The organism is Streptomyces sp. SAS_270, assembly GCF_052543295.1.
In genome coordinates this window covers 1-19,892 of sequence record NZ_JBMNDS010000055.1, presented here as the reverse complement: position 1 = coordinate 19,892, position 19,892 = coordinate 1, and the positions used below count along the sequence as shown (strand labels likewise).

Annotated in this window: 19 protein-coding genes; 12 read left to right on the top strand and 7 right to left on the bottom strand. The window is 71.2% G+C overall.

The window, feature by feature from the left end:
• Nucleotides 1-110 precede the first annotated feature (110 nt).
• From rhaI to ACN6LB_RS30095, 6 genes are all read left to right on the top strand, one after another.
• Nucleotides 111-1,271: an L-rhamnose isomerase gene (gene rhaI / locus ACN6LB_RS30120; RefSeq protein ID WP_445028625.1), complete on the top strand. Its 1,161-nt coding sequence runs from the start codon at nt 111-113 to the stop codon at nt 1,269-1,271.
• 140 nt (nt 1,272-1,411) lie between these two features.
• Complete coding sequence (locus ACN6LB_RS30115; protein ID WP_445028624.1) at nt 1,412-3,451, top strand: bifunctional aldolase/short-chain dehydrogenase; 2,040 nt, start codon at nt 1,412-1,414, stop codon at nt 3,449-3,451.
• Nucleotides 3,448-4,899 (top strand): rhamnulokinase, encoded by a 1,452-nt coding sequence (locus ACN6LB_RS30110; RefSeq protein ID WP_445028623.1) that lies wholly within the window; start codon nt 3,448-3,450, stop codon nt 4,897-4,899. Before ACN6LB_RS30115 ends, ACN6LB_RS30110 begins: the two co-directional genes overlap by 4 nt.
• Nucleotides 4,900-4,969: 70 nt before the next feature.
• Nucleotides 4,970-5,725 carry a (Fe-S)-binding protein gene (locus tag ACN6LB_RS30105; RefSeq protein WP_356145487.1) on the top strand — a complete coding sequence of 252 codons (756 nt, stop codon included), beginning with the start codon at nt 4,970-4,972 and terminating at the stop codon, nt 5,723-5,725.
• 28 nt (nt 5,726-5,753) lie between these two features.
• Nucleotides 5,754-7,229 (top strand): LutB/LldF family L-lactate oxidation iron-sulfur protein, encoded by a 1,476-nt coding sequence (locus ACN6LB_RS30100; RefSeq protein WP_445028622.1) that lies wholly within the window; start codon nt 5,754-5,756, stop codon nt 7,227-7,229.
• Nucleotides 7,226-7,876, top strand: a complete 651-nt coding sequence (locus tag ACN6LB_RS30095; protein WP_445028621.1) for a LutC/YkgG family protein — start codon at nt 7,226-7,228, stop codon at nt 7,874-7,876. Before ACN6LB_RS30100 ends, ACN6LB_RS30095 begins: the two co-directional genes overlap by 4 nt.
• A gap of 34 nt (nt 7,877-7,910) precedes the next feature.
• On the opposite strand, the gene ACN6LB_RS30090 is transcribed toward ACN6LB_RS30095, so the two are convergent.
• Entirely contained in the window at nt 7,911-9,440 is a 1,530-nt protein-coding gene (locus ACN6LB_RS30090) for an FAD-dependent oxidoreductase (protein WP_445028620.1), read from the bottom strand.
• A gap of 68 nt (nt 9,441-9,508) precedes the next feature.
• On the opposite strand from ACN6LB_RS30090, the gene ACN6LB_RS30085 reads away from it, so the two are divergent.
• Entirely contained in the window at nt 9,509-10,663 is a 1,155-nt protein-coding gene (locus ACN6LB_RS30085; RefSeq protein WP_445028619.1) for a betaine/proline/choline family ABC transporter ATP-binding protein, read from the top strand.
• A gap of 38 nt (nt 10,664-10,701) precedes the next feature.
• On the opposite strand, the gene ACN6LB_RS30080 is transcribed toward ACN6LB_RS30085, so the two are convergent.
• The gene (locus tag ACN6LB_RS30080; protein WP_445028618.1) at nt 10,702-11,325 is read right to left on the bottom strand and encodes an RBBP9/YdeN family alpha/beta hydrolase; all 624 of its coding nucleotides are present in this window, start codon (nt 11,323-11,325) and stop codon (nt 10,702-10,704) included.
• 51 nt (nt 11,326-11,376) lie between these two features.
• Between ACN6LB_RS30080 and ACN6LB_RS30075 the strand changes: the two genes are divergently transcribed.
• Nucleotides 11,377-12,327 (top strand): LysR family transcriptional regulator, encoded by a 951-nt coding sequence (locus tag ACN6LB_RS30075; RefSeq protein ID WP_445028617.1) that lies wholly within the window; start codon nt 11,377-11,379, stop codon nt 12,325-12,327.
• Here the strand turns inward: ACN6LB_RS30075 and ACN6LB_RS30070 are convergent.
• The 4 genes from ACN6LB_RS30070 to ACN6LB_RS30055 all read right to left on the bottom strand — a co-directional run bounded on the left by ACN6LB_RS30070 (nt 12,324) and on the right by ACN6LB_RS30055 (nt 15,664).
• Nucleotides 12,324-13,244 carry a hypothetical protein gene (locus ACN6LB_RS30070; protein ID WP_445028616.1) on the bottom strand — a complete coding sequence of 307 codons (921 nt, stop codon included), beginning with the start codon at nt 13,242-13,244 and terminating at the stop codon, nt 12,324-12,326. The two genes, ACN6LB_RS30075 and ACN6LB_RS30070, sit on opposite strands and share 4 nt — an antisense overlap.
• Nucleotides 13,245-13,321: 77 nt before the next feature.
• On the bottom strand, nt 13,322-14,287 hold the full coding sequence (locus ACN6LB_RS30065) for an ABC transporter substrate-binding protein (RefSeq protein WP_445028615.1): 966 nt from the start codon (nt 14,285-14,287) through the stop codon (nt 13,322-13,324).
• The gene (locus ACN6LB_RS30060) at nt 14,284-14,955 is read right to left on the bottom strand and encodes an ABC transporter permease (protein ID WP_445028614.1); all 672 of its coding nucleotides are present in this window, start codon (nt 14,953-14,955) and stop codon (nt 14,284-14,286) included. The genes ACN6LB_RS30065 and ACN6LB_RS30060 overlap by 4 nt, the downstream gene beginning before the upstream one ends.
• A 28-nt stretch (nt 14,956-14,983) precedes the next feature.
• On the bottom strand, nt 14,984-15,664 hold the full coding sequence (locus tag ACN6LB_RS30055) for an ABC transporter permease (protein ID WP_445028613.1): 681 nt from the start codon (nt 15,662-15,664) through the stop codon (nt 14,984-14,986).
• A 161-nt stretch (nt 15,665-15,825) separates the two neighbouring features.
• On the opposite strand from ACN6LB_RS30055, the gene ACN6LB_RS30050 reads away from it, so the two are divergent.
• The 3 genes from ACN6LB_RS30050 (at nt 15,826) to ACN6LB_RS30040 (ending at nt 18,594) form a co-directional block, all read left to right on the top strand.
• Nucleotides 15,826-16,617, top strand: a complete 792-nt coding sequence (locus ACN6LB_RS30050; RefSeq protein ID WP_445028612.1) for an ABC transporter ATP-binding protein — start codon at nt 15,826-15,828, stop codon at nt 16,615-16,617.
• A gap of 3 nt (nt 16,618-16,620) precedes the next feature.
• Entirely contained in the window at nt 16,621-17,931 is a 1,311-nt protein-coding gene (locus tag ACN6LB_RS30045; protein ID WP_445028611.1) for an FtsX-like permease family protein, read from the top strand.
• A 174-nt stretch (nt 17,932-18,105) separates the two neighbouring features.
• Entirely contained in the window at nt 18,106-18,594 is a 489-nt protein-coding gene (locus ACN6LB_RS30040; protein ID WP_445028610.1) for a flavin reductase family protein, read from the top strand.
• 40 nt (nt 18,595-18,634) lie between these two features.
• Here the strand turns inward: ACN6LB_RS30040 and ACN6LB_RS30035 are convergent, their stop codons facing one another.
• Nucleotides 18,635-19,150 carry a YceI family protein gene (locus ACN6LB_RS30035; protein ID WP_445028609.1) on the bottom strand — a complete coding sequence of 172 codons (516 nt, stop codon included), beginning with the start codon at nt 19,148-19,150 and terminating at the stop codon, nt 18,635-18,637.
• A 195-nt stretch (nt 19,151-19,345) separates the two neighbouring features.
• On the opposite strand from ACN6LB_RS30035, the gene ACN6LB_RS30030 reads away from it, so the two are divergent.
• A complete protein-coding gene (locus ACN6LB_RS30030) occupies nt 19,346-19,855 on the top strand; it encodes a MarR family winged helix-turn-helix transcriptional regulator (protein ID WP_445028608.1) in 510 nt (169 codons plus the stop codon).
• The last annotated feature ends 37 nt before the right edge of the window (nt 19,856-19,892 follow it).

Below are 19,892 nucleotides of genomic sequence, written 5' to 3'. Positions count from 1 at the left end.
GAGCAGGCTGGGTCAGAAGGCTTGACACCCGTTCGAGTGACTCCTAACTTCCCTTCTTGAATCGTTTCAGACAACACGTCTTTCCGACCCGACGTCCCAGGAGCCCCGAAGTGACCGAGCGCGCAGCGGTGAAGGCCGCCCTCAAGACCCAGGCCGTCGAAACGCCGTCATGGGCGTACGGGAACTCGGGTACCCGTTTCAAGGTCTTCGCGCAGCCCGGCGTACCCCGTACGCCGCAGGAGAAGCTGGACGACGCCGCCCAGGTGCACGCCTTCACCGGCGCGGCGCCGACCGTCGCCCTGCACATTCCCTGGGACAAGGTCGAGGACTACGCGGCGCTGGCCAAGCACGCCGAGGATCGCGGCCTGAAGCTGGGCGCGATCAACTCCAACACTTTCCAGGACGACGACTACAAGCTGGGTTCCATCTGTCACCCGGACGCGGCGGTGCGCCGCAAGGCCGTCGATCACCTGCTCGAGTGCGTGGACATCATGGACGCGACGGGTTCCAAGGACCTGAAGCTCTGGTTCGCCGACGGCACCAATTACCCCGGCCAGGACGACCTCCGTGAGCGGCAGGACCGGCTCGCCGAGGGCCTGGCCCGGGTCTACGAGCGGCTCGGCGACGACCAGCGCATGCTTCTTGAGTACAAGTTCTTCGAGCCCGCCTTCTACGCGACCGACGTCCCGGACTGGGGCACCGCCTACGCGCACTGCCTCAAGCTCGGCGACAAGGCGCAGGTCGTCGTCGACACCGGGCACCACGCCCCCGGCACCAACATCGAGTTCATCGTCGCCACGCTGCTGCGCGAGAAGAAGCTCGGCGGCTTCGACTTCAACTCGCGCTTCTACGCCGACGACGACCTGATGGTGGGCGCCGCCGACCCCTTCCAGCTCTTCCGGATCATGTACGAGGTGATCCGCGGCGGCGGCTTCACCCCGGACGTCGCGTTCATGCTCGACCAGTGCCACAACATCGAGGCGAAGATTCCCGCGATCATCCGGTCGGTGATGAACGTCCAGGAGGCCACGGCGAAGGCGCTCCTGGTGGACAGCGACGCTCTTGCCGCCGCCCAGCGCTCGGGGGACGTGCTGGAGGCGAACGCCGTGATCATGGACGCGTACAACACGGATGTACGGCCGCTGCTGCGCGAGGTGCGTTCGGAGCTCGGGCTGGACCCCGATCCGATCGCCGCGTACCGCGCCTCCGGCTGGGCCGAGCGGATCGCCGCCGAGCGCGTCGGCGGGCAGCAGGCCGGGTGGGGCGCCTGACCACTCGCCGTAGGGGTGCGGTCCGTGGCATCCCCGTCGGTCGAGGTCGAGTTCGGCTGGGCGCGCAGTTCCCCGCGCCCCTTCGGAGCGCTCCTCCCAGCGTCGTAAGTACACCCCTCTCCTGAAGGACTGAGAACACCATGGCACCGCACCCCCAAGCCGCCGCTCTCCTCGCCCGTTCCCATCGGCTCGGCGCCGATCCCCGCAACACGAACTACGCGGGCGGCAACACGTCCGCGAAGGGCACCGACACCGATCCCGTGACCGGTGGTGACGTCGAGCTGATGTGGGTGAAGGGGTCGGGGGGTGACCTGGGCACCCTCACCGAGGCGGGGCTGGCCGCGTTGCGGCTGGACCGGCTGCACGCGCTGAAGGGCGTCTACCCGGGCGTCGAGCGCGAGGACGAGATGGTCGCCGCGTTCGACTACTGCCTGCACGGCAAGGGCGGCGCGGCCCCCTCCATCGACACCGCGATGCACGGTCTGGTGGACGCCGCTCACGTCGACCACCTGCACCCCGACTCCGGCATCGCGCTCGCCTGCGCCGCCGACGGCGAGAAGCTCACCGCGGAGTGCTTCGGCGACAGCGTGGTGTGGGTGCCGTGGCGCCGGCCCGGCTTCCAGCTCGGTCTGGACATTGCGGCCGTCAAGGAGGCCAACCCGCAGGCGATCGGCTGCGTCCTCGGCGGGCACGGCATCACGGCGTGGGGCGACACGGCCGAGGAGTGCGAGGCCAACTCGCTGCACATCATCCGTACCGCCGAGGCGTTCCTCGTCGAGCGGGGCAGGGCGGAGCCGTTCGGAGCGGTCATCGACGGGTACGGCGCGCTGCCCGAGGCCGAGCGGCGCGAGCGGGCCGCGGCCCTGGCGCCGTACATCCGGGCGATCGCCTCCCAGGACAGGCCGCAGGTCGGCCACTTCACCGACTCCGACACGGTCCTCGACTTCGTGGCCCGTGCCGAGCACCCGCGGCTGGCGGCCCTCGGCACGTCCTGCCCGGACCACTTCCTGCGCACGAAGGTCAGGCCGCTGGTCCTCGACCTGCCGCCGACGGCCGACCTCGCCGAGGCGATCGCACGGCTGAAGGAACTGCACACCGAGTACCGCGCGGAGTACGCCGCCTACTACGAGCGGCACGCCCTGCCCGACTCCCCCGCGATGCGCGGCGCCGACCCGGCGATCGTCCTCGTCCCCGGCGTCGGCATGTTCAGCTTCGGCAAGGACAAGCAGACCGCACGCGTGGCCGGCGAGTTCTACGTCAACGCGATCAACGTGATGCACGGGGCCGAGGCCGTCTCGTCCTACGCGCCGATCGAGGAGTCGGAGAAGTTCCGCATCGAGTACTGGGCGCTGGAGGAGGCCAAGCTGCAGCGGATGCCGAAGCCCAAGCCGCTGGCCACCCGGGTGGCGCTGGTGACCGGCGCGGGCAGCGGCATCGGCAAGGCGATCGCGCACCGGCTGGCCGCCGAGGGCGCGTGCGTCGTCGTCGCCGACCTCAACGCCGAGAACGCTCAGGCGGTCGCGGCGGAGCTGGGCGGTGCGGACAAGGCCGTCGCGGTCACCGTGGACGTCACGTCCGAGGAGCAGATCGCCGAGGCGTTCAAGGCGGCGGTGCTGGCCTTCGGCGGCGTCGACCTGGTCGTCAACAACGCCGGCATCTCCATCTCCAAGCCGCTGCTGGAGACCTCGGCGAAGGACTGGGACCTGCAGCACGACATCATGGCCCGCGGCTCCTTCCTCGTCTCGCGCGAGGCGGCCCGGGTGATGGTGCAGCAGGAGCTGGGCGGCGACATCGTCTACATCGCCTCCAAGAACGCCGTCTTCGCCGGCCCCAACAACATCGCCTACTCCGCGACCAAGGCCGACCAGGCCCACCAGGTACGGCTGCTCGCCGCCGAGCTGGGCGAGCACGGCATCCGCGTCAACGGTGTCAACCCGGACGGCGTCGTGCGCGGCTCCGGCATCTTCGCGGCCGGCTGGGGCGCGCAGCGGGCGGCGACCTACGGCATCGAGGAGGAGAAGCTCGGCGAGTTCTACGCCCAGCGGACCATCCTCAAGCGTGAGGTGCTGCCGGAGCACGTCGCGAACGCCGTCTTCGCCCTCACGGGCGGCGAGCTGACGCACACCACCGGGCTGCACGTACCGGTCGACGCCGGCGTGGCCGCCGCGTTCCTGCGATGAGCACCGGCGTGAAGTCGTACGCCGCCGTCGACCTCGGCGCGTCCAGCGGGCGCGTCATGGTCGGCCGGGTCGGGCCGGACTCCCTTGATCTGACCGAGGCGCACCGGTTCCCCAACCGGCCGGTGCGCGTCCCCGAGGGCCTGCGCTGGGACATCCTCGCCCTGTACGCCGGGGTCCTCGACGGGCTGCGCGCAGCCGGCCGGGTGGACTCCGTCGGCATCGACAGCTGGGCCGTCGACTACGGGCTCCTCGACGCGGACGGGGCACTGCTCGGCAACCCGGTGCACTACCGCGACGAGCGCACCGAAGGCGTGGCGGAGAAGGTGTGGGCGACGGTCCCGGCCGCGGAGCTGTACGCGGCCACCGGCCTGCAGTACGCGCCGTTCAACACGCTCTACCAGTTGACGGCGGCTCGCGCCTCGACCCAACTCTCCTCCGCCCGGCGCCTGTTGCTCATCCCCGACCTGCTGACCTACTGGCTCACGGGCGAGGCGGGCACCGAGCTGACCAACGCCTCCACCACCCAGCTGATCGATCCCCGGACGCGCGCGTGGTCCTACGACCTCGCCGCCCGGCTGGGCATCGACCTCAGCCTGTTCCCGCCGCTGCGGCAGCCGGGCGATCCGGCGGGCCTGCTGCGTCCCGAGGTGCTGGAGGCGACCGGGCTGAGCGGTCCGGTCCCGGTGACCACGGTCGGCTCGCACGACACGGCCTCCGCGGTGGCCGCGGTGCCCGCAGGCTCCGACGAGCGCTTCGCCTACATCTGCACCGGCACCTGGTCCCTGGCGGGCCTGGAGCTGGACGCGCCGGTCCTGTCGGAGGCGAGCCGGCTGGCCAACTTCACCAACGAGCTCGGTCTGGACGGCACCGTCCGCTATCTGCGCAACATCATGGGACTGTGGCTGCTCCAGGAGTGCCTACGGGAATGGGGGCACCCCGACCTCGGGGAGCTGCTGTCGGCCGCCGCCGACGTGCCGGCGCTGCGGTCGGTCGTGGACGCGGGCGACGCGGCGTTCCTGGCGCCGGGCCGGATGCCGGAGCGGATCGCCGACGCCTGCCGGACCTCCGGCCAACCGGTGCCCGGGTCCCGCGCCGAGATCACCCGCTGCATCCTGGACTCCCTCGCACTCGCCCACCGCCGGGCGATCGCCGAGGCCCAGGAGCTCGCCGACCACCCGGTCGACGTCGTCCACATCGTCGGCGGCGGCACCCGCAACACCCTGCTGTGCCAGCTGACCGCCGACGCCTGCGGCCTCCCGGTCGTGGCGGGCCCGGCGGAGGCGGCCGCACTCGGCAACGTCCTCGTCCAGGCCCGTGCGCACGGGCTGGTCGGCGACCGTACGGCGATGCGCGAGCTGCTGGCCCGTACGCAGCCACTGGAGCGGTACGTACCGCGGGGCGACACGGCGGCGTGGCGCGCGGCGGAGAACCGGCTCACCGGCCGGTGACCCGGACTCCCACTCGGCCCGCCCGGCGCGTACTCTGCATACATCCGATGATCGAGCACAAGGAGCTGCGATGCGTGTCGCCCTGTTCCTGACCTGTGTCAACGACACGCTGTATCCGGACACAGGCCGTGCGGTGGTGAAACTCCTGACCAGGCTAGGCGTCGATGTGGACTTCCCGCAGGGGCAGACCTGCTGCGGACAGGCCCACTACAACACGGGGTACCGCCATGAGGCCGAGCCGCTGGCCCGCAAGTTCTCCGATGTCTTCGGGGAGTACGACGCGATCGTGACGCCCTCGGGGTCCTGCGGGGCCATGGTGCGCGAGCTGTATCCGCGAATGGGTGAACGGGCGCGTGCCGAGGGGCGCGGGGACACGCTCGCCCGGGCGGTGGCGCCGGTGGTGCCGAAGACGTACGAACTCACCGAGTTCCTCGTGGACGTGCTCGGCGTGACGGACGTGGGCGCCCACTACCCGCACACCGTCACCTACCACCCCACCTGTCACGGCCTGCGCAGCCTCGGCCTGGGCGACCGCCCCCGGCGGCTCCTGGAGGCGGTCAAGGGGCTTGAGCTGCGGGAACTGCCCGGCGCCGAGGAGTGCTGCGGCTTCGGCGGGACCTTCGCCATGAAGAACTCCGATGTCTCCGCGGCGATGGGCGCCGACAAGGTGCGCCACGCCGAGTCGACCGGCGCCGAGGTGCTGTGCGCCGCCGACAACTCCTGTCTGATGCACATCGGCGGGACCATGACCCGGCTGAGGACCGGCATGCGGCCGGTGCACATCGCGGAGATCCTGGCGAGCACGGAAGAGGAGCCGCTGGTATGAGCGGGAGCACGGAAGTGGAGCCGAGCACATGAGCGGGACGTTCGTCGGCATGCCGGCCTTCCCCAAGGCCGCGCACGAAGCCGTCAACAACCAGACCCTGCGCGGCAACCTCCGCCACGCCACGCACACCATCCGCGCCAAGCGCGCCAACGCGGTCGCCGAGGTGTCCGACTGGGCGGAGCTGCGCGAGGCCGGCAAGGAGATCAAGGACCACACGCTCCGTCATCTCGACCGCTACCTCGTGCAGTTGGAGGAGTCGGTCACAGCGGCGGGCGGCATCGTGCACTGGGCGCCCGACGCCGAGGAGGCCAATCGCATCGTCGCCGAACTCGTGAAGGCGACCGGCGAGAGCGAGGTCGTCAAGGTCAAGTCCATGGCGACGCAGGAGATCGCCCTCAACGAAGCGCTGGAGGCCGAGGGCATCCTCGCCTACGAGACCGATCTCGCCGAGCTGATCGTGCAGTTGGGCAAGGACCGCCCCTCGCACATCCTCGTCCCCGCGATCCACCGCAACCGCGGTGAGATCCGCGAGATCTTCGCCCGTGAGATGAGCGAGTGGGGCCGCCCGGCACCCGAGGGACTCACCGACTCGCCCGCCGAACTCGCCGAGGCCGCCCGGCTGCATCTGCGCGAGAAGTTCCTGCGCGCCAAGGTCGGCGTCTCCGGTGCCAACTTCATGGTCGCCGAGACCGGCACGCTGGTGGTCGTCGAGTCCGAGGGCAACGGACGGATGTGCCTGACCCTGCCGGAGACACTGATCTCGGTGGTCGGCATCGAGAAGATCGTGCCCAGCTGGCGCGACCTGGAGGTGTTCCTGCAGACCCTCCCTCGCTCCTCGACGGCCGAGCGCATGAACCCGTACACCTCGACCTGGACCGGCACCACCGACGGGGACGGCCCGAAGGTCTTCCACCTGGTCCTGCTCGACAACGGCCGCACCGACACCCTCGCCGACGAGGTCGGCCGCCAGGCCCTGCGCTGCATCCGCTGCTCGGCCTGCCTCAACGTCTGCCCGGTGTACGAGCGGGCGGGCGGCCACGCCTACGGCTCGGTCTACCCGGGGCCCATCGGCGCCATCCTCAGTCCCCAACTCCGGGGCACGCAGAGCGAGATCGACGCCTCGCTGCCGTACGCGTCGAGTCTGTGCGGCGCCTGCTACGAGGTGTGCCCGGTCGCCATCGACATCCCCGAGGTGCTGGTGCACCTGCGCGAACGCGTCGCGCAGGGCGGGCCGGTGACCCGGGACGGCAACAAGGTGGTGCTCCGCCCCGCGAAGGGGCACGCCGCCGAGCGGGCCGCGATGCGCGCGGCCCGCTGGGCGTTCAGCCACCCCGGCGCGCTGCGCACCGGCCAGCGGCTCGCGTCGCGCACCCGACGCTTCCATCCGCGCACGCTGCCCGGCCCGGGCAAGGCGTGGAGCGGTACCCGGGACCTGCCGGCGGTGCCCGCGGAGCCGTTCCGCGACTGGTGGCAGCGCACGCACGGTGGAAAGGACGCCAAGTGAGCAGCAGGGAACGGATCCTGGGCCGGGTACGGCGCGCGCTCGCGGACGTACCGGCCGCACGGCCCGACGACCCGCCGTACGAGCAGGCCATCGAGCGCGGCTACGTCCGCGAGCACGGCGAGCGGAACGTCGAGCAGACGGTGGATCTGCTCGCCGAGAACCTGGCGGAGTACCGGGCGATCGTGCACCGCTGCACCGCCGGTGAACTGGCAGATGTGATCGCCGGGTTGCTGGCGGACCGGAAGGCGTCGTCCGTGCTCGTTCCGCCCGGCCTGGACGAGACATGGCTGGCCGGCACGGATGTCACCCGTGTCCCGGACCGGGCCGACAGCACACCGCACGACCTCGACGGGGTCGCCGGTGTGGTCACGGCGTGTGCGGTGGCCATCGCCGAGACCGGCACCCTCGTACTGGACGGAAGCCCCGACCAGGGCCGCCGCCGCATCACCCTGGTGCCCGACCACCACATCTGTGTCGTCCGCGTGCCCGACCAGGTCGTCTCCTCGGTGCCCCAGGCCCTCGAACGCCTCGACCCGGCCCGCCCGTTGACATGGATCTCCGGTCCGTCGGCCACCAGCGACATCGAACTGGACCGGGTCGAAGGCGTGCACGGTCCCCGCACCCTTGAGGTCATCCTGGTGACCTGAAAGGGCGTCGGGACCGAACCGGCGCTTTGCGCGTTCAGAGGTCGCGCGGCTCCAGCGGCCGTACGGCGGGGCCCTGCACGATCCGGCCGTCCGGGTCGAACCGGGAGCCGTGGCACGGGCATTCCCAGGCCTGTTCGGCGCGGTTGAACGCCACGAGGCAGCCCAGGTGCGTGCAGCGCGCGGAGACCGCGTGCAGCTCTCCCGCCTTGTCCCGGTGGACGGCGCAGCGTCCGCCGGACACCTGGACGACGGCGCCGTCGCCCGGGGCGATGTCGTCCACCGAGGGTCCCGACTGGGGTGGCAGCCGGTCGCCGACGAAGTGCCGCGCCACCCCGGCCTGGTGCTTGAGGAAGGTCGCGCCCTCGCGTACGACGGAGGCGATGCGGCGGGGGTCGTACAGACCGCTCCACGGGTTGGTCCGCCCGGTGATGCGGTCGCAGAGCAGGCGACCCGCCATGATGCCGCCGCTGAGTCCCCAGCCGCCGAATCCGGTGGCCACGTACGCGTGACGGCTCGCGGGGTGCAGTGGTCCGACGAGCGGCACGGAGTCGGTGGAGTCGTTGTCCTGGGTGGCCCACCGGTGGGTGACGGTGATGTCGCCGAAGTGGTCCGCCGCCCAGTTCGCCAGGTTCTCGAACCGTGCCTCCACGTCGCCGCCGGCGCCCGGCGTGAAGTGGTCCCCGGTCACGATGAGCAGGCGTTTTCCGTCGCCGAGCGGAGCCGTGCGCAGTGAGCGGGTGTTCTGCTCGGGGGTGATGTACATACCGCCCGGTGCCTTGGTCTCGTCGATGGGAGCGGCCACGACCAGTTCGCGGCGCGGCGAGAGACGGCTGAAGAGCAGCGCCCGGTCGAAGACCGGGTAGTGGGTGGCGACCACCACGTCGTTGGCGTGCACCTTCGCCCCGGTCTCGGTCGTCAGCACACAGGGTTCGCCCTCCTTGAGGCCGACCACCCGGGTCCGTTCGTGTACGACGCCGCCGAGCCGCCGGATGTCGTCGGCAAGCGCCAGCAGGTACTTGCGGGGGTGGAACTGGGCCTGCTCGTCGACCCGGACCGCGCCCGCGACCGGGAACGGCAGCTCCGTCTCGGTCACGTACTCCGCGGGCAGACCGGCCTCCGCTGCCGCCGCGGCCTCGGCCCGCAGTTCGTCGGCGCGGGCCGCATCCTGGACGTAGGTGTACGCCGACGTGTCCTCCCAGTCGCAGTCGATGCCGAGCAGGTCCACGATCTCGGCGGCGCGCCGGATCGCCTCCGTCTGCGAGCGCGCGTACAGCCGCGCGGCTTCGGCGCCACGGGTGCTGCGGAGCTGTTCGTAGACCAGTGTGTGGAGCGCGCTGAGCTTGGCCGTGGTGTGCCCGGTGACGCCGGCGGCGACGCGATCGGCCTCCAGTACGGCGACGCCCAGGCCCCGCCGCGCCAGCTCCCAGGCCGTGCTGAGCCCGGCGATGCCCGCGCCGACGACGGCGACGTCGACGGCGATCTCGCCCTCTGCCGTGGGCGCTGGTTCGCCGGGCGGCGCCGTCTCGATCCAGTACGACCCGTGGATGCCAGCGTGCTCGTCCATCATCCACGGGTTCCCCCTCCGGCACCGCCCACACGGCGGGGGCCCAGCGGCGCCGTTAGCGTGAGGAAATGATCCGGTTCGAGCAGGTCACCAAGCGTTATCCGGACGGTACGACGGCCGTGGACGATCTCTCCTTCGAGGTCGCCGAGGGCGAACTCGTCACCCTTGTCGGCCCGTCGGGCTGCGGCAAGACGACGACCATGATGATGGTCAACCGCCTCATCGAGCCGACGTCCGGGCGGATCTTCGTGAACGGCGAGGACATCGCCGCGGTGGACCCCGTGCAACTGCGGCGGCGCATCGGCTACGTCATCCAGCAGGTCGGGCTGTTCCCGCACCGGACCGTCCTCGACAACACGGCGACCGTGCCGTCGCTCGTCGGCTGGAAGAAGGCGAGGGCGCGGGCGCGCGCGGCCGAGCTGCTCGATCTGGTGGGCCTGGACCCGAAGACGTACGGCTCGCGTTATCCGGACCAGTTGTCCGGCGGTCAGCGGCAGCGGGTCGGGGTGGCGCGGGCGCTGGCCGCCGAGCCGCCGGTCCTGCTCATGGACGAGCCGTTCGGCGCGGTCGACCCGGTGGTGCGGGAGCAGTTGCAGGACGAGTTCCTGCGGATGCAGGCGTCGGTGCACAAGACGGTGCTGCTGGTCACGCACGACATCGAGGAAGCGGTGCGGCTCGGTGACCGGATCGCGGTGTACGGGCAGGGGCGCATCGAGCAGTTCGACACGCCGGGAGCGGTGCTGGGCACGCCCGCCACGCCCTATGTCGCCGAGTTCGTGGGCGCGGACCGCGGTCTGAAGCGGCTGTCGGTGACCGAGATCCAGGCCGACGACCTCGAACAGCCGCCGATCGCCCGCCTGGACGAGCCCGCAGAGCGGGCCGCCGCCCGGCTGCGAACGGAAGGCGCCAGATGGGCCGTGGTGCTGGACGAGGGGGGCGACCTGCACGGATGGGTCGGCGTCGACGAACTCGCCACCGGCGGCTCGGTCCGCGACCTCGCGCACCGGATGAACTCCTGGGTGCCGGTGGGCGTCCCCTTGAAGCAGGCCTTCGGAGTCATGCTCCAGCACGACGCGGGCTGGGTCGCGGTGCTGGACGGGGCACGCTTCCTCGGCGTACTCACCCCGGCGAAGCTGCACGAGGCGCTGCGGCGCTCGGTGGACGCGGACGCGCGGGGCGTGGCGCGGGGGCAGGTGCCGTTCGACTCCGTCGCCGACGCGTGAGCGCTCGCCCGAACCGTGGCGGACTTCACCGGGTCCGGTCAGGAGCTCGCTCCGCCGTCCGTCCGCCCCAAGATCCGTACGGTCGGGTCGAGGCACCAGTCGAGGACCGACGGCCAGGGCCCGTACCCCGCGTCCAGGTCGAGGTGTCCGCCGCCCGGTACGACGTCGGTGTCGAGGTCGAGCGGCAGGCCGTAGTGCCGGTCCGCGCCGCCCGGGCAGTACGGGTCGTCGTCCCCGGCCACGAGTCGGGTCGTGCCCGCGGCGTCCCGCAGCTGCGCGGCGGTGACCTCGGGCCGGGCGAAGGCGGCGACCTCTTCGTACCCGGCGAGTACGTCGGCTGACGGGGGCGCGACCAGGAGCACCCGGTCGGCCCGTACTCCGCCGCGGGCCACCGCGTGCAGCCACAGGAGGACGGCCAGGCTGTGGCAGACGACCACGCGCTCGCGGGAGTCGCGCTCCGCGCCGAGGAGGGCGTGCAGTACGGCGAGCCACACCTCCGCGTCCGGGTCGTCCGGGTCGGGAAGCTGCGGGTAGCTCACACGGTGGCCGCGTGCGACCAGTTCGTCGGCGAGCCCGCGCTGCCAGTGGCCCTCCGGCCGGTGGTTCTGCCAGCCGTGCAGGATCAGGAAGGAACGGGAGGCCGGAGTGGAGGTCGAGGTCATGGAGGTGATGATCGGTCCTGCCGGTTCTTCAGGTCCAGTTAATGTTTGTCGATGGAACAGGCAAGTGGAACCTTCAGTATTGATCTGCGCCGCCTCGGTGCCCTACGGGAGCTGGACCGGCGGGGCACTCTGGCGAGGACCGCGGCGGCGATGCATCTGACGCCCTCTGCGGTCTCGCAGCAACTCGCCGCGCTTTCCCGCGAGTTGGGCGTTCCGCTGATCGAGCGGAGCGGGCGGGGAGTGCGGCTCACGGGGCAGGCCCGGGTCGTGCTCCAGCACGCGGATGTCATTGCCGCCCAGCTGGAGCGGGCGCGGGCCGATCTCGCGGCCTGGGAGCTCGGCCGGCGTGGCGCCCTGACCATCGGGGCCTTCTCCAGCGCGATCTCGGGACTGCTGCCCGCCGTGCTGGCGGACCTGGCCGAGACCCGGCCCGAGCTCGACATCGCCGTCGTGGAGGCCGAGCCGCCGGATCTGTTCACCCGGCTGGACGCGGGAGACATCGATCTGGCGGTGGCCGTGGACTTCGCCGCGGCGCCGCCGTTCACCGATCGCCGGTACTCGCGGACCGATCTGCTCGTCGACCGCCTCGACGTGGCGCTGCCGGCCACGCACCGTCTTGCCCACCTCGACCGGATCCCGCTGCGGGAACTCGCCGCTGATCCCTGGGTCGTCGGGGACGGCGGCAGCTGCTGCGGCGCGGTGACCCGCTCCGTCTGCGCGGCCGGGGGGTTCACCCCGGAGATCCGGCACGCCGTGAACGACTGGCAGTCGCTCGCCGCTCTCGTCGAGGCGGGCGCGGGCGTGGCACTCGTACCGCGTCTGGTGCAGCCGCTGCACCGGCCCGGCCTGGTGATCCGCGAGCCCGAGGGGCAGCCACCCGGCCGTCATGTGTTCGCGGCGGTCCGGGCGGGCGCCGAGGCGGACCCCGTGCTGAGCGTCGTACGGGAACGGCTGGCCGCGGCGGGAGCGGCGGCCGGCCCGGCGCGCAGGGGCCCCGGTTAGGCGCGCGGTCCCGACTGTTTCGTCATGGCCTCGTGGCCCAGCAACCCGTACACCCAGCGTTCGTTGAAGCCGGCCACGAAGCCGACGGCGCACCAGAATCCCCAGAAGGTGGTGCCGTTCCCGGCGGTGGCCGGGCCCGCGTGGGCGGGGCAGATGTCGGCGGGCGTGGCCGGGATGTCGACGACGGTGACGAAACCGGCGCTGAGCAGGAAGTAGGTGGCCACCGCGAGGAACCAGCCGACGAAGACGCGGTAGACGCCGCCGCGCCGCAGGCTGCGGGAGACCTGGCCGGGGACGGCCACCTCCCTGTGCCCGTTGGCCGGTCGGCGGATCAGCTGGTCGCCGCTGTTGCGCAGCCGCACAAGAACGCTGAGCACCGCCCCGAACGCACCGACGCCGCCGCACACGAGCGCACCCGTCAGGCTCCACCGGTCGCTGCAGTTCAGCGCGATCCCCAGGGCGCCGAGCAGTTTCTCCCCGGTCAGCAGCGGCACGAGCAGCAGCACCACACCGAGGCCGAGACCGAAGTTGAGGCCCCGGCTGACGGCGAGTTCGCCGTCCTGGTTGAGGCGGACCTTGATGCGGTCGATCTCCCGGTCCAGGTAGTTGGCCAGGTGCGCGTTGGGCGGCGAGTCGCCCAGACGCTGGTCACCGAGAACGTTGCGCAGCACGCTCTGCACGGTGATCCGCAGCGACTGCCGGGTCCGCTCCTCGAAGGCGCGTTGCGCGTCGCCGTAGAGGATCTGCAGCTCCAGCTGGTGCTGCGGAAAGGCGTCGCCGAACTGCATGTAGGCGCCGTCGAACCCGGGCTCGACCAGGTCCTTGAGTCCTTTGGGCTGCTGCTCGGTGCGCGCCCCTTCGACCGTTTCACGTAATGCCGGCCACCTTGTCCGGTGACCTCCCCCGTTGTCCTTCATGAAGATGGTTTACCGACCTGGGCCACCTTCGGGAACCCGTCCACCGCACCAGTCCGGTCACTGTCGTCACGGACTCGTCACTTCAGCAGGTCCTTGCCCTTCAGATACGTCCGCGCCACGTCCTCGGGCAGCCTGCGCCAGCTGTCCACCTGCTCGTTCATCGACGCCAGGTCCGCCGTCGTGAGGACGTCGTCGAGTCCCCCGAGCGCCTTGGTGACGCCTTCGCCGCCCGCGCGGGAGCGGTTGACGACGGGCACGATGCAGTCGGCGTTCTGCAGGTGTTTGTCGTCGGCGAGCAGCACGAGGCCGAAGTCGCCGAGCGTGGCGTCCGTGGTGGTGGTCAGGACGAGCTGGTCCTGACCGTTCTGCACGGCCCGCTTCGCCTGGGTGGTGCCGACTCCCTTGGGATCGACGGCGGTGACGTCGATGCCGTAGGTCTTTTTCAATCCCGGTTCGCAGTACGGCCGTTGGACGCACTCGTCGCCCGCCGCGAGCCGCACCTGCAGCCCGGAAGCGCCCAGGTCGCTGAGGGTTTCGAGGTCGTGCTGCCGGGCGTACGCCTTGGTCACGGCGAAGGCGTTCTGGTCCACGGCTTGTCCGGCGTCGAGGACGGTGAGGCCGCGGGGCGTGGCGAGGCGCCTCAGGCCGGCCATCGTGGCGCCGAGGTCGGGCGAGCCGACGGGGGGTGTGTCGGCTCCGTTGGTCTTGGCGTTCAGCCAGTCCGCGAAGGTGGCCGCATATTCGGCGACGACGTCGATCTGACCGGATTCCAGAGCGGGTTCGTACAGTTCGCGGTTGACGACGGTGAGCAGGGAGGTCCGGTAGCCGGCCTCCCTCAGCAACAGCGCGTACATCTGGGCGAGCAGGTCGCTCTCGGTGAAACCGGCCGAGCCGATGGTGAGGTGCTTGCTGTCGCCGGGCGGTGCGGTGACCTCGCCGCGGCTCTCCAGGGAGGGGCCGGTGGTGCAGCCGGTGAGGAGCAGGAGGCCCGTGAGGGTGAGGCCGGCGCCCGTCCGCGGCAGGGCCGAGCGGTGCCGTCTCATCGCGAGCCCCGCGTCCAGTGCGGTGCGAGCCGTTCCGCGACCTCGAAGAGCCCCTCGACGATCAGCGCGAACAGGGCGACGAGGACGGCACCGGCGACGACCTGCGGGGTGCTCGCCAGGTTGAAGCCCGCGGTGATGATCCGTCCGAGACCGCCGCCGCCCGCGAGCGCGGCGATGGTGGCGGTGGCGACGAGTTGCACGGCGGCGAGCCGCACCCCGTTCAGGACCATCGGGAGTGAAAGTGGCAGTTCCACCTGAAACAGCATCTGTCTCCCGGTCATCCCCATCCCGCGCGCCGCCCGGACCACATTGCGGTCGACCTCGCGCATCCCGACGTACGCGTTGGTGAGCAGCGGTGGCACGGCGAACAGGACCAGGGCGACGACCGTGGGCCCTTGGCCGTAGTCGCCGAGCGGGGTGAGCAGCAGCAGGACCAGAACGGCGAAGGTGGGCACGGCCCGGCCGACGTTGGAGATGTTGACGGCGAGTGCGCCGCCCTTGCCGAGGTGACCGAGGACGAGCGCGACCGGCAGCGCGATCAGACAGCTGATGACCAGGCAGACGACGGTCAGCAGGAGATGCTGGGCGAGCCGGTGCCAGATGCCGTCGTCGCCCCACCAGTGCGCGGAGTCCGTGAGCCAGTCCCAGGCGTCGGCCAGCGTGTTCATCGGCGCACCGCACGCGCCCGGCGCCCGGTCATCCGCGCGCCGCCCTCGTCCAGGGCGTGATCAGCCACTGCATGCCGAGCAGCAGCAGGTCGGCGGCGATCGCGATCAGCACGCAGAGCACGGACGCCGTCAGCACCTGTGCCTTGAAGTACGTGTTCATGCCCGCGTAGATGAGGTTGCCGAGCCCTCCGAAGCCGACAATCGCGCCGACCGTGGCCAGCGACACCGCGGAGACGGTGGCGATCCGCAGTCCGGCCATCGCGGCGGGCAGGGCGAGCGGCAGCTCCACGGTGAGCAGCAACCGGATCGGGCCGTATCCCATGCCGCGTGCGGCCTGCCGGGTCTCCTCGGGGACCGCGCGCAGGCCCGCGAGGATGTTGCGCACGAGCAGGGTGAGCGAGTAGAGGACGAGCCCTGCGACGACCAGTGCGGCCGAGAGCCCGTACACCGGCAGGAGCAGCGAGAACATGGCCAGCGACGGGACGGTGTACAGCACGGTGGTCACGGCGAGGACGGGGCCGGCCGCCCACCCCCAGCGGCGGGCCCCCACCGCCAGCGGGACGGCGAGGACGAGGCCGATGAGTACCGCGATCGAGGTCAGCTGGAGGTGCTGGATCACGGCGTCGACGAGGATGTGGCGGCGGGTGCTCAGATAGGCGCCGCAGATCCACTCGTTGCGCGCGAGGCAGTCGTCCGGGGGCGCGGTCACCCGTCCATTGCATCGGGCGTACCGGGCAGTCGGCTCGTTCTGGTGACCCATGCGGGGTGTCGCTGGGTACACCCCCCGATACGGGCCCTGCGCCCAATGTGACGGACTCCTCATCTCCGTAGCGTCTTGGGCATGGCACAGGGCGTGCCGGACGGAGAGTGATGACGATGTTTCGCAACACGGCGCGGCGTACGAACGACTCGGGACCCGCCTCAGAGGCTCTGCGGCTGGTCAAGGTCAGCAAGACCTACGGAAGCGCGGAGAACGCCGTGACGGCGCTCGACGGGGTCACCCTCAGCCTGGCGCGGGGCAGCTTCACCGCGATCATGGGCCCCTCGGGGTCGGGCAAGTCGACGCTGCTGCAGTGCGCCGCCGGGCTGGACCGGCCGGACAGCGGGATCGTGCGGGTCGACGGGGCGGAGATGACGGGCAGCGGTGAGGCGCAGCTGACGAAGTTCCGGCGCAACCGGATCGGCTTCGTCTTCCAGCAGTACAACCTGCTGCCGACGCTCACCGTGGCGCAGAACACGGTCCTGCCGCTCAAGCTGGCGCGGCGGCGCGTCGACCGGGCGCGGGTGCGGGAGGTCCTGACGTCGGTCGGTCTCGGCGACCGGCTCGGCCATCTGCCCGACCAGCTCTCCGGTGGCCAGCGACAGCGTGTCGCCATCGCCCGCGCGCTGGTCACCGAGCCGAGCGTGATCTTCGCGGACGAGCCGACCGGCGCGCTGGACACCCGCAGTGCGCGGGATGTGCTGAGCCTGCTGCAGGAAGCGGTACGGCTGCACGGCAGGACCGTCGTCATGGTGACGCACGACCCGGTGGCCGCCTCGTACGCCGACTCCGTCGTCTTCCTGGCCGACGGTCGGATCGCCGGCGGCATGGCGGCCCCGACGGCCGACGCGGTGGCCGAGCGCCTGGCACACCTCGGCGACGACGTACTCGTGGGGGTGTGAACCATGCTCGCTCTGGCCCTTCGCTCGATCCGCAAGCGCCCCGGGCGCTTCACGGCGACCCTGCTGTCCGCCTTCCTCGGCGCGGCGATCCTGATGATGTTCAACTCCCTGCACGACACGGCGGGACAGCCGGGCGTCGACTCGCGGAGCGCCGAGTCCCTGTCGACCGCGGCGACTGTCGTGGGCGGGTACGGCAGCCTGCTGGTGTTCTTCGCCGTCGCCTCCACGCTGACGGTGAACGTGCGTCAACGCACCTCTGAGATCGAGCTGTTGCGTTGTTCGGGGGCTACCCCGGCGCAGATCAAGCGGATGGTCGTCGGCGAGTCGATGGCCGTGGCACTGGTGGGCGCACTGCTGGCGATCGGCCCGGCGATGCTCGGTGGCCGGGCGCTGCTGGACATCTTCCAGGACAGCGGCCAGGTCAAGAGGTCCGTGGACTACTCCTTCGGTTCCACGGCTCTGATGTCGGGCGTCGGTATCACGGCGCTCGCGGCGGCCGGCGCGGCCTTCCTCGCGGTGCGCCGGGCGACGCGTGGCCGTCAGCAACGGGGCGGGGCACGGAAGTTCCTCGCCTACGCGACCCTGGCCCTCGGCGGGGTGTCGGCCTCCTCGACGTTCGCCTTCTCCGCCAAGGATGCGGCGCTGATGGCGCCCGCCGCGTACGGGGCGATCCTGCTGTCCGTGGGGTTCGCACTCTTCGCTCCGCGGCTGCTCGGCGGCTTGCTCGACCTGCTGCCGCTGTCGGGGCCGAGCGGCTATCTGGCCGTACGCAACATGCGGCGGCGGGCGGCCGAGCTGTCCGGTGTCCTGATGCCGCTGATCCTCTTCACGGGCATCGCGACGGCGACGCTCTACATGCAGGGAGTCGAGAGCGACGCCATCAAGGCCTCGGGCGTCCCGAAGTCCATCGACGCGAAGAACCTGGAGACCCTCAACCTGGTGGTCGTCGGCATCATCGTGGCCTTCTCCTGCATCATGCTGATCAACTCCCTCTACGCGGCGACGACTTACCGCGCCCGTGAGTTCGGCGGGCAGCGCCTCGCCGGGGCGACGCCGAACCAGGTGCTCGGGATGGTCGGTGTCGAGGGTCTGATCCTGACCGTCACCGGGGTCTTCCTCGGCACGGTGGCGGCAATCGCCGGGATCGTCCCGTTCACGCTCGTTCGCACGGAGTCCGTGTGGCCGGACCAGGGGCTGGGGATCTGGCTCTCCGTCGTCGCGGTCGCGGCGACGGTGACCCTGGGCACGGTCCTGGTGACGGCCCGGCGGGCGCTGCGGACACCGGCGGTGGAGGCGGTGGTGCTGGCCGCGTGAGCGCCAGGGCGCGGCATCGGGTGAGGGGGGAGCACTTCGGTGCTCGCCCCTCACCCGCGTACGCGGGCCACGCTCCGCTCCGGCATCGACACTCCCAGGCCCTGGCGGGTTGCCGGTTGCCGGATGTGGCATGTGTGGTGAGGTGGGTGGGAGCGAAGGCGAAGGAGTGACGACGTGACGGCCATGGACGCGTTCACCGACCTGCTCGATCCCGACATGTACGTGGTGACCGCCGTAGCGGACGGAGAGCGGGCGGGGTGTCTGGTCGGGTTCGCCTCCCAGTGCTCGATCCGGCCGGTGCGGTTCGTGGTCTGGCTGTCGAAGGAGAACCACACCTTTCGCGTGGCCAGGTCCGCCGATCGGCTCGCCGTGCATCTGCTCCGGCGCGAACAGACCGAGCTGGCGGCCCTGTTCGGCGGGGAGACCGGCGACGAGGTGGACAAGTTCGCGCGGGTCGCCTGGAAGGCGGGCCCTGAGGGCACCGTCGTCCTGCGGGATGCTCCCGCCTGGTTCGTCGGCGCGGTCGAGCAGCGCGTCGACGGGGGCGACCACGTGGGATTCGTCCTGACCCCGCTGGAGAACGGCGGGGCCAGGGACGGCAAAGCGGCGGTGTTCCGGCTGACGGACGCGCAGGGCATCGACCCCGGCCATCCGGTCGACTGACGCCCCTCGGCGCTGATGGTGCGCAGCGGCGGTGTGCCGGCTACGCCGTCACGCGGCTGAAGCGGAGGGTCGCGGTGACGGTGGTCAGACCGCGCATCATGCCCAGCTGGTTCCACCCCATGCCGAACTGGTCGCGGTCCACGGTGAACTCCGCGGTCAGCGTGACCGCGTCCGCCCCCGCGTCGGAAACCTTGGCGGTGAAGGACTGGGGCCGGCTGATGCCGCGTACGGTCAGCTGACCGGTGACCTGGACGGAGTCGTCCTGGCCGGCCTCGGCACCGCGCACGGCAAAGGTGATCTCGGGGTGGTTGTCGACGTCGAGGAAGTCGGCGGAGCGCAGGTGGGTGTCCCGCTTGGCGTGCTTGGTGTCGACGGAGGCGGCGTGCAGGGTGATGCTGCCGTGGGCGGTGCCGTCGGGCCGGACCTCGCCCTGACCGCTGACGGCCGTGAAGGCTCCCTTGACGGTGACCAGGCCCCACATCGTCTTGTGCCGGACGGCGACGGTGGTGGCCGTCTGGTCGAGCTGCCACAGGCCGGTTTCTACGGCGACGGTCATGAGCGTTCTCCTGGGGACGTAGGGGCCGGGCGCGCGCCGCGGCGGATGACGACTGAGGGCCACAGGAGGCGCCCGCACCACTGACGGGGCTCCCACAGATGCCTGTCGTCCAAATTTGAATAAGTTGACGGTAGCCCATTATCCAAATCTGAACAACCCTCTCATCCAAAAATGGACGACCGGTAGAATCGGGGCATGCCCGAACCTTCTGCCCCCGCGGACCTGCCGCCCTCCTCGTCGTCCTCGCCCGAGGCGGGCGGGCTGCTGCCGCCCGAGCTGCGGGCATGGATGCTGCTGCTGGCGGCGACGGGCGCCATCGAGCAGCAACTGCGCCCCGTCGTCAAGAACGCCTTCGGGGTCTCGCACGACGAGTTCCTGGTGCTGTGCCTGCTGGCCGACCAGCCCGGCACCGGCGGCCTGCGCATGACGCAGATCGCGGAACTCCTGGGCCGGCCCAAGACCCGGCTCACCTACCAGGTCGCCTGTCTCCAGCACGCGGGCCTGATCACCAAACAGTCGGTGTGCGGTGACAAACGCGGTGTCGAGGTCGCGCTGACCGACAAGGCACGACGCCTGCTGACCGAGGCCTCGGCCCCGCTGGCCAACGCCGTCACCGACGCCCTCGACCACACCATCAGCACCGCCCAGCGGGACGCGATGTGCGGCTTCCTGCCGCACCCGCCCGCCTCCACGGACACCGAGTAGACGGACGCCGGACGGCGAAGCGCCGTCGCCCGGAGTC

Coding starts and splice junctions, on each gene's coding strand:
- ACN6LB_RS30115 (WP_445028624.1), top strand. CDS start 1,412: ATGGCACCGCACCCCCAAGCCGCCGCTCTCCTCGCCCGTTCCCATCGG.
- ACN6LB_RS30110 (WP_445028623.1), top strand. CDS start 3,448: ATGAGCACCGGCGTGAAGTCGTACGCCGCCGTCGACCTCGGCGCGTCC.
- ACN6LB_RS30105 (WP_356145487.1), top strand. CDS start 4,970: ATGCGTGTCGCCCTGTTCCTGACCTGTGTCAACGACACGCTGTATCCG.
- ACN6LB_RS30100 (WP_445028622.1), top strand. CDS start 5,754: ATGAGCGGGACGTTCGTCGGCATGCCGGCCTTCCCCAAGGCCGCGCAC.
- ACN6LB_RS30090 (WP_445028620.1), bottom strand. CDS start 9,440: ATGGACGAGCACGCTGGCATCCACGGGTCGTACTGGATCGAGACGGCG.
- ACN6LB_RS30085 (WP_445028619.1), top strand. CDS start 9,509: ATGATCCGGTTCGAGCAGGTCACCAAGCGTTATCCGGACGGTACGACG.
- ACN6LB_RS30080 (WP_445028618.1), bottom strand. CDS start 11,325: ATGACCTCGACCTCCACTCCGGCCTCCCGTTCCTTCCTGATCCTGCAC.
- ACN6LB_RS30075 (WP_445028617.1), top strand. CDS start 11,377: ATGGAACAGGCAAGTGGAACCTTCAGTATTGATCTGCGCCGCCTCGGT.
- ACN6LB_RS30070 (WP_445028616.1), bottom strand. CDS start 13,244: ATGAAGGACAACGGGGGAGGTCACCGGACAAGGTGGCCGGCATTACGT.
- ACN6LB_RS30065 (WP_445028615.1), bottom strand. CDS start 14,287: ATGAGACGGCACCGCTCGGCCCTGCCGCGGACGGGCGCCGGCCTCACC.
- ACN6LB_RS30060 (WP_445028614.1), bottom strand. CDS start 14,955: ATGAACACGCTGGCCGACGCCTGGGACTGGCTCACGGACTCCGCGCAC.
- ACN6LB_RS30050 (WP_445028612.1), top strand. CDS start 15,826: ATGACGATGTTTCGCAACACGGCGCGGCGTACGAACGACTCGGGACCC.
- ACN6LB_RS30045 (WP_445028611.1), top strand. CDS start 16,621: ATGCTCGCTCTGGCCCTTCGCTCGATCCGCAAGCGCCCCGGGCGCTTC.
- ACN6LB_RS30035 (WP_445028609.1), bottom strand. CDS start 19,150: ATGACCGTCGCCGTAGAAACCGGCCTGTGGCAGCTCGACCAGACGGCC.
- ACN6LB_RS30030 (WP_445028608.1), top strand. CDS start 19,346: ATGCCCGAACCTTCTGCCCCCGCGGACCTGCCGCCCTCCTCGTCGTCC.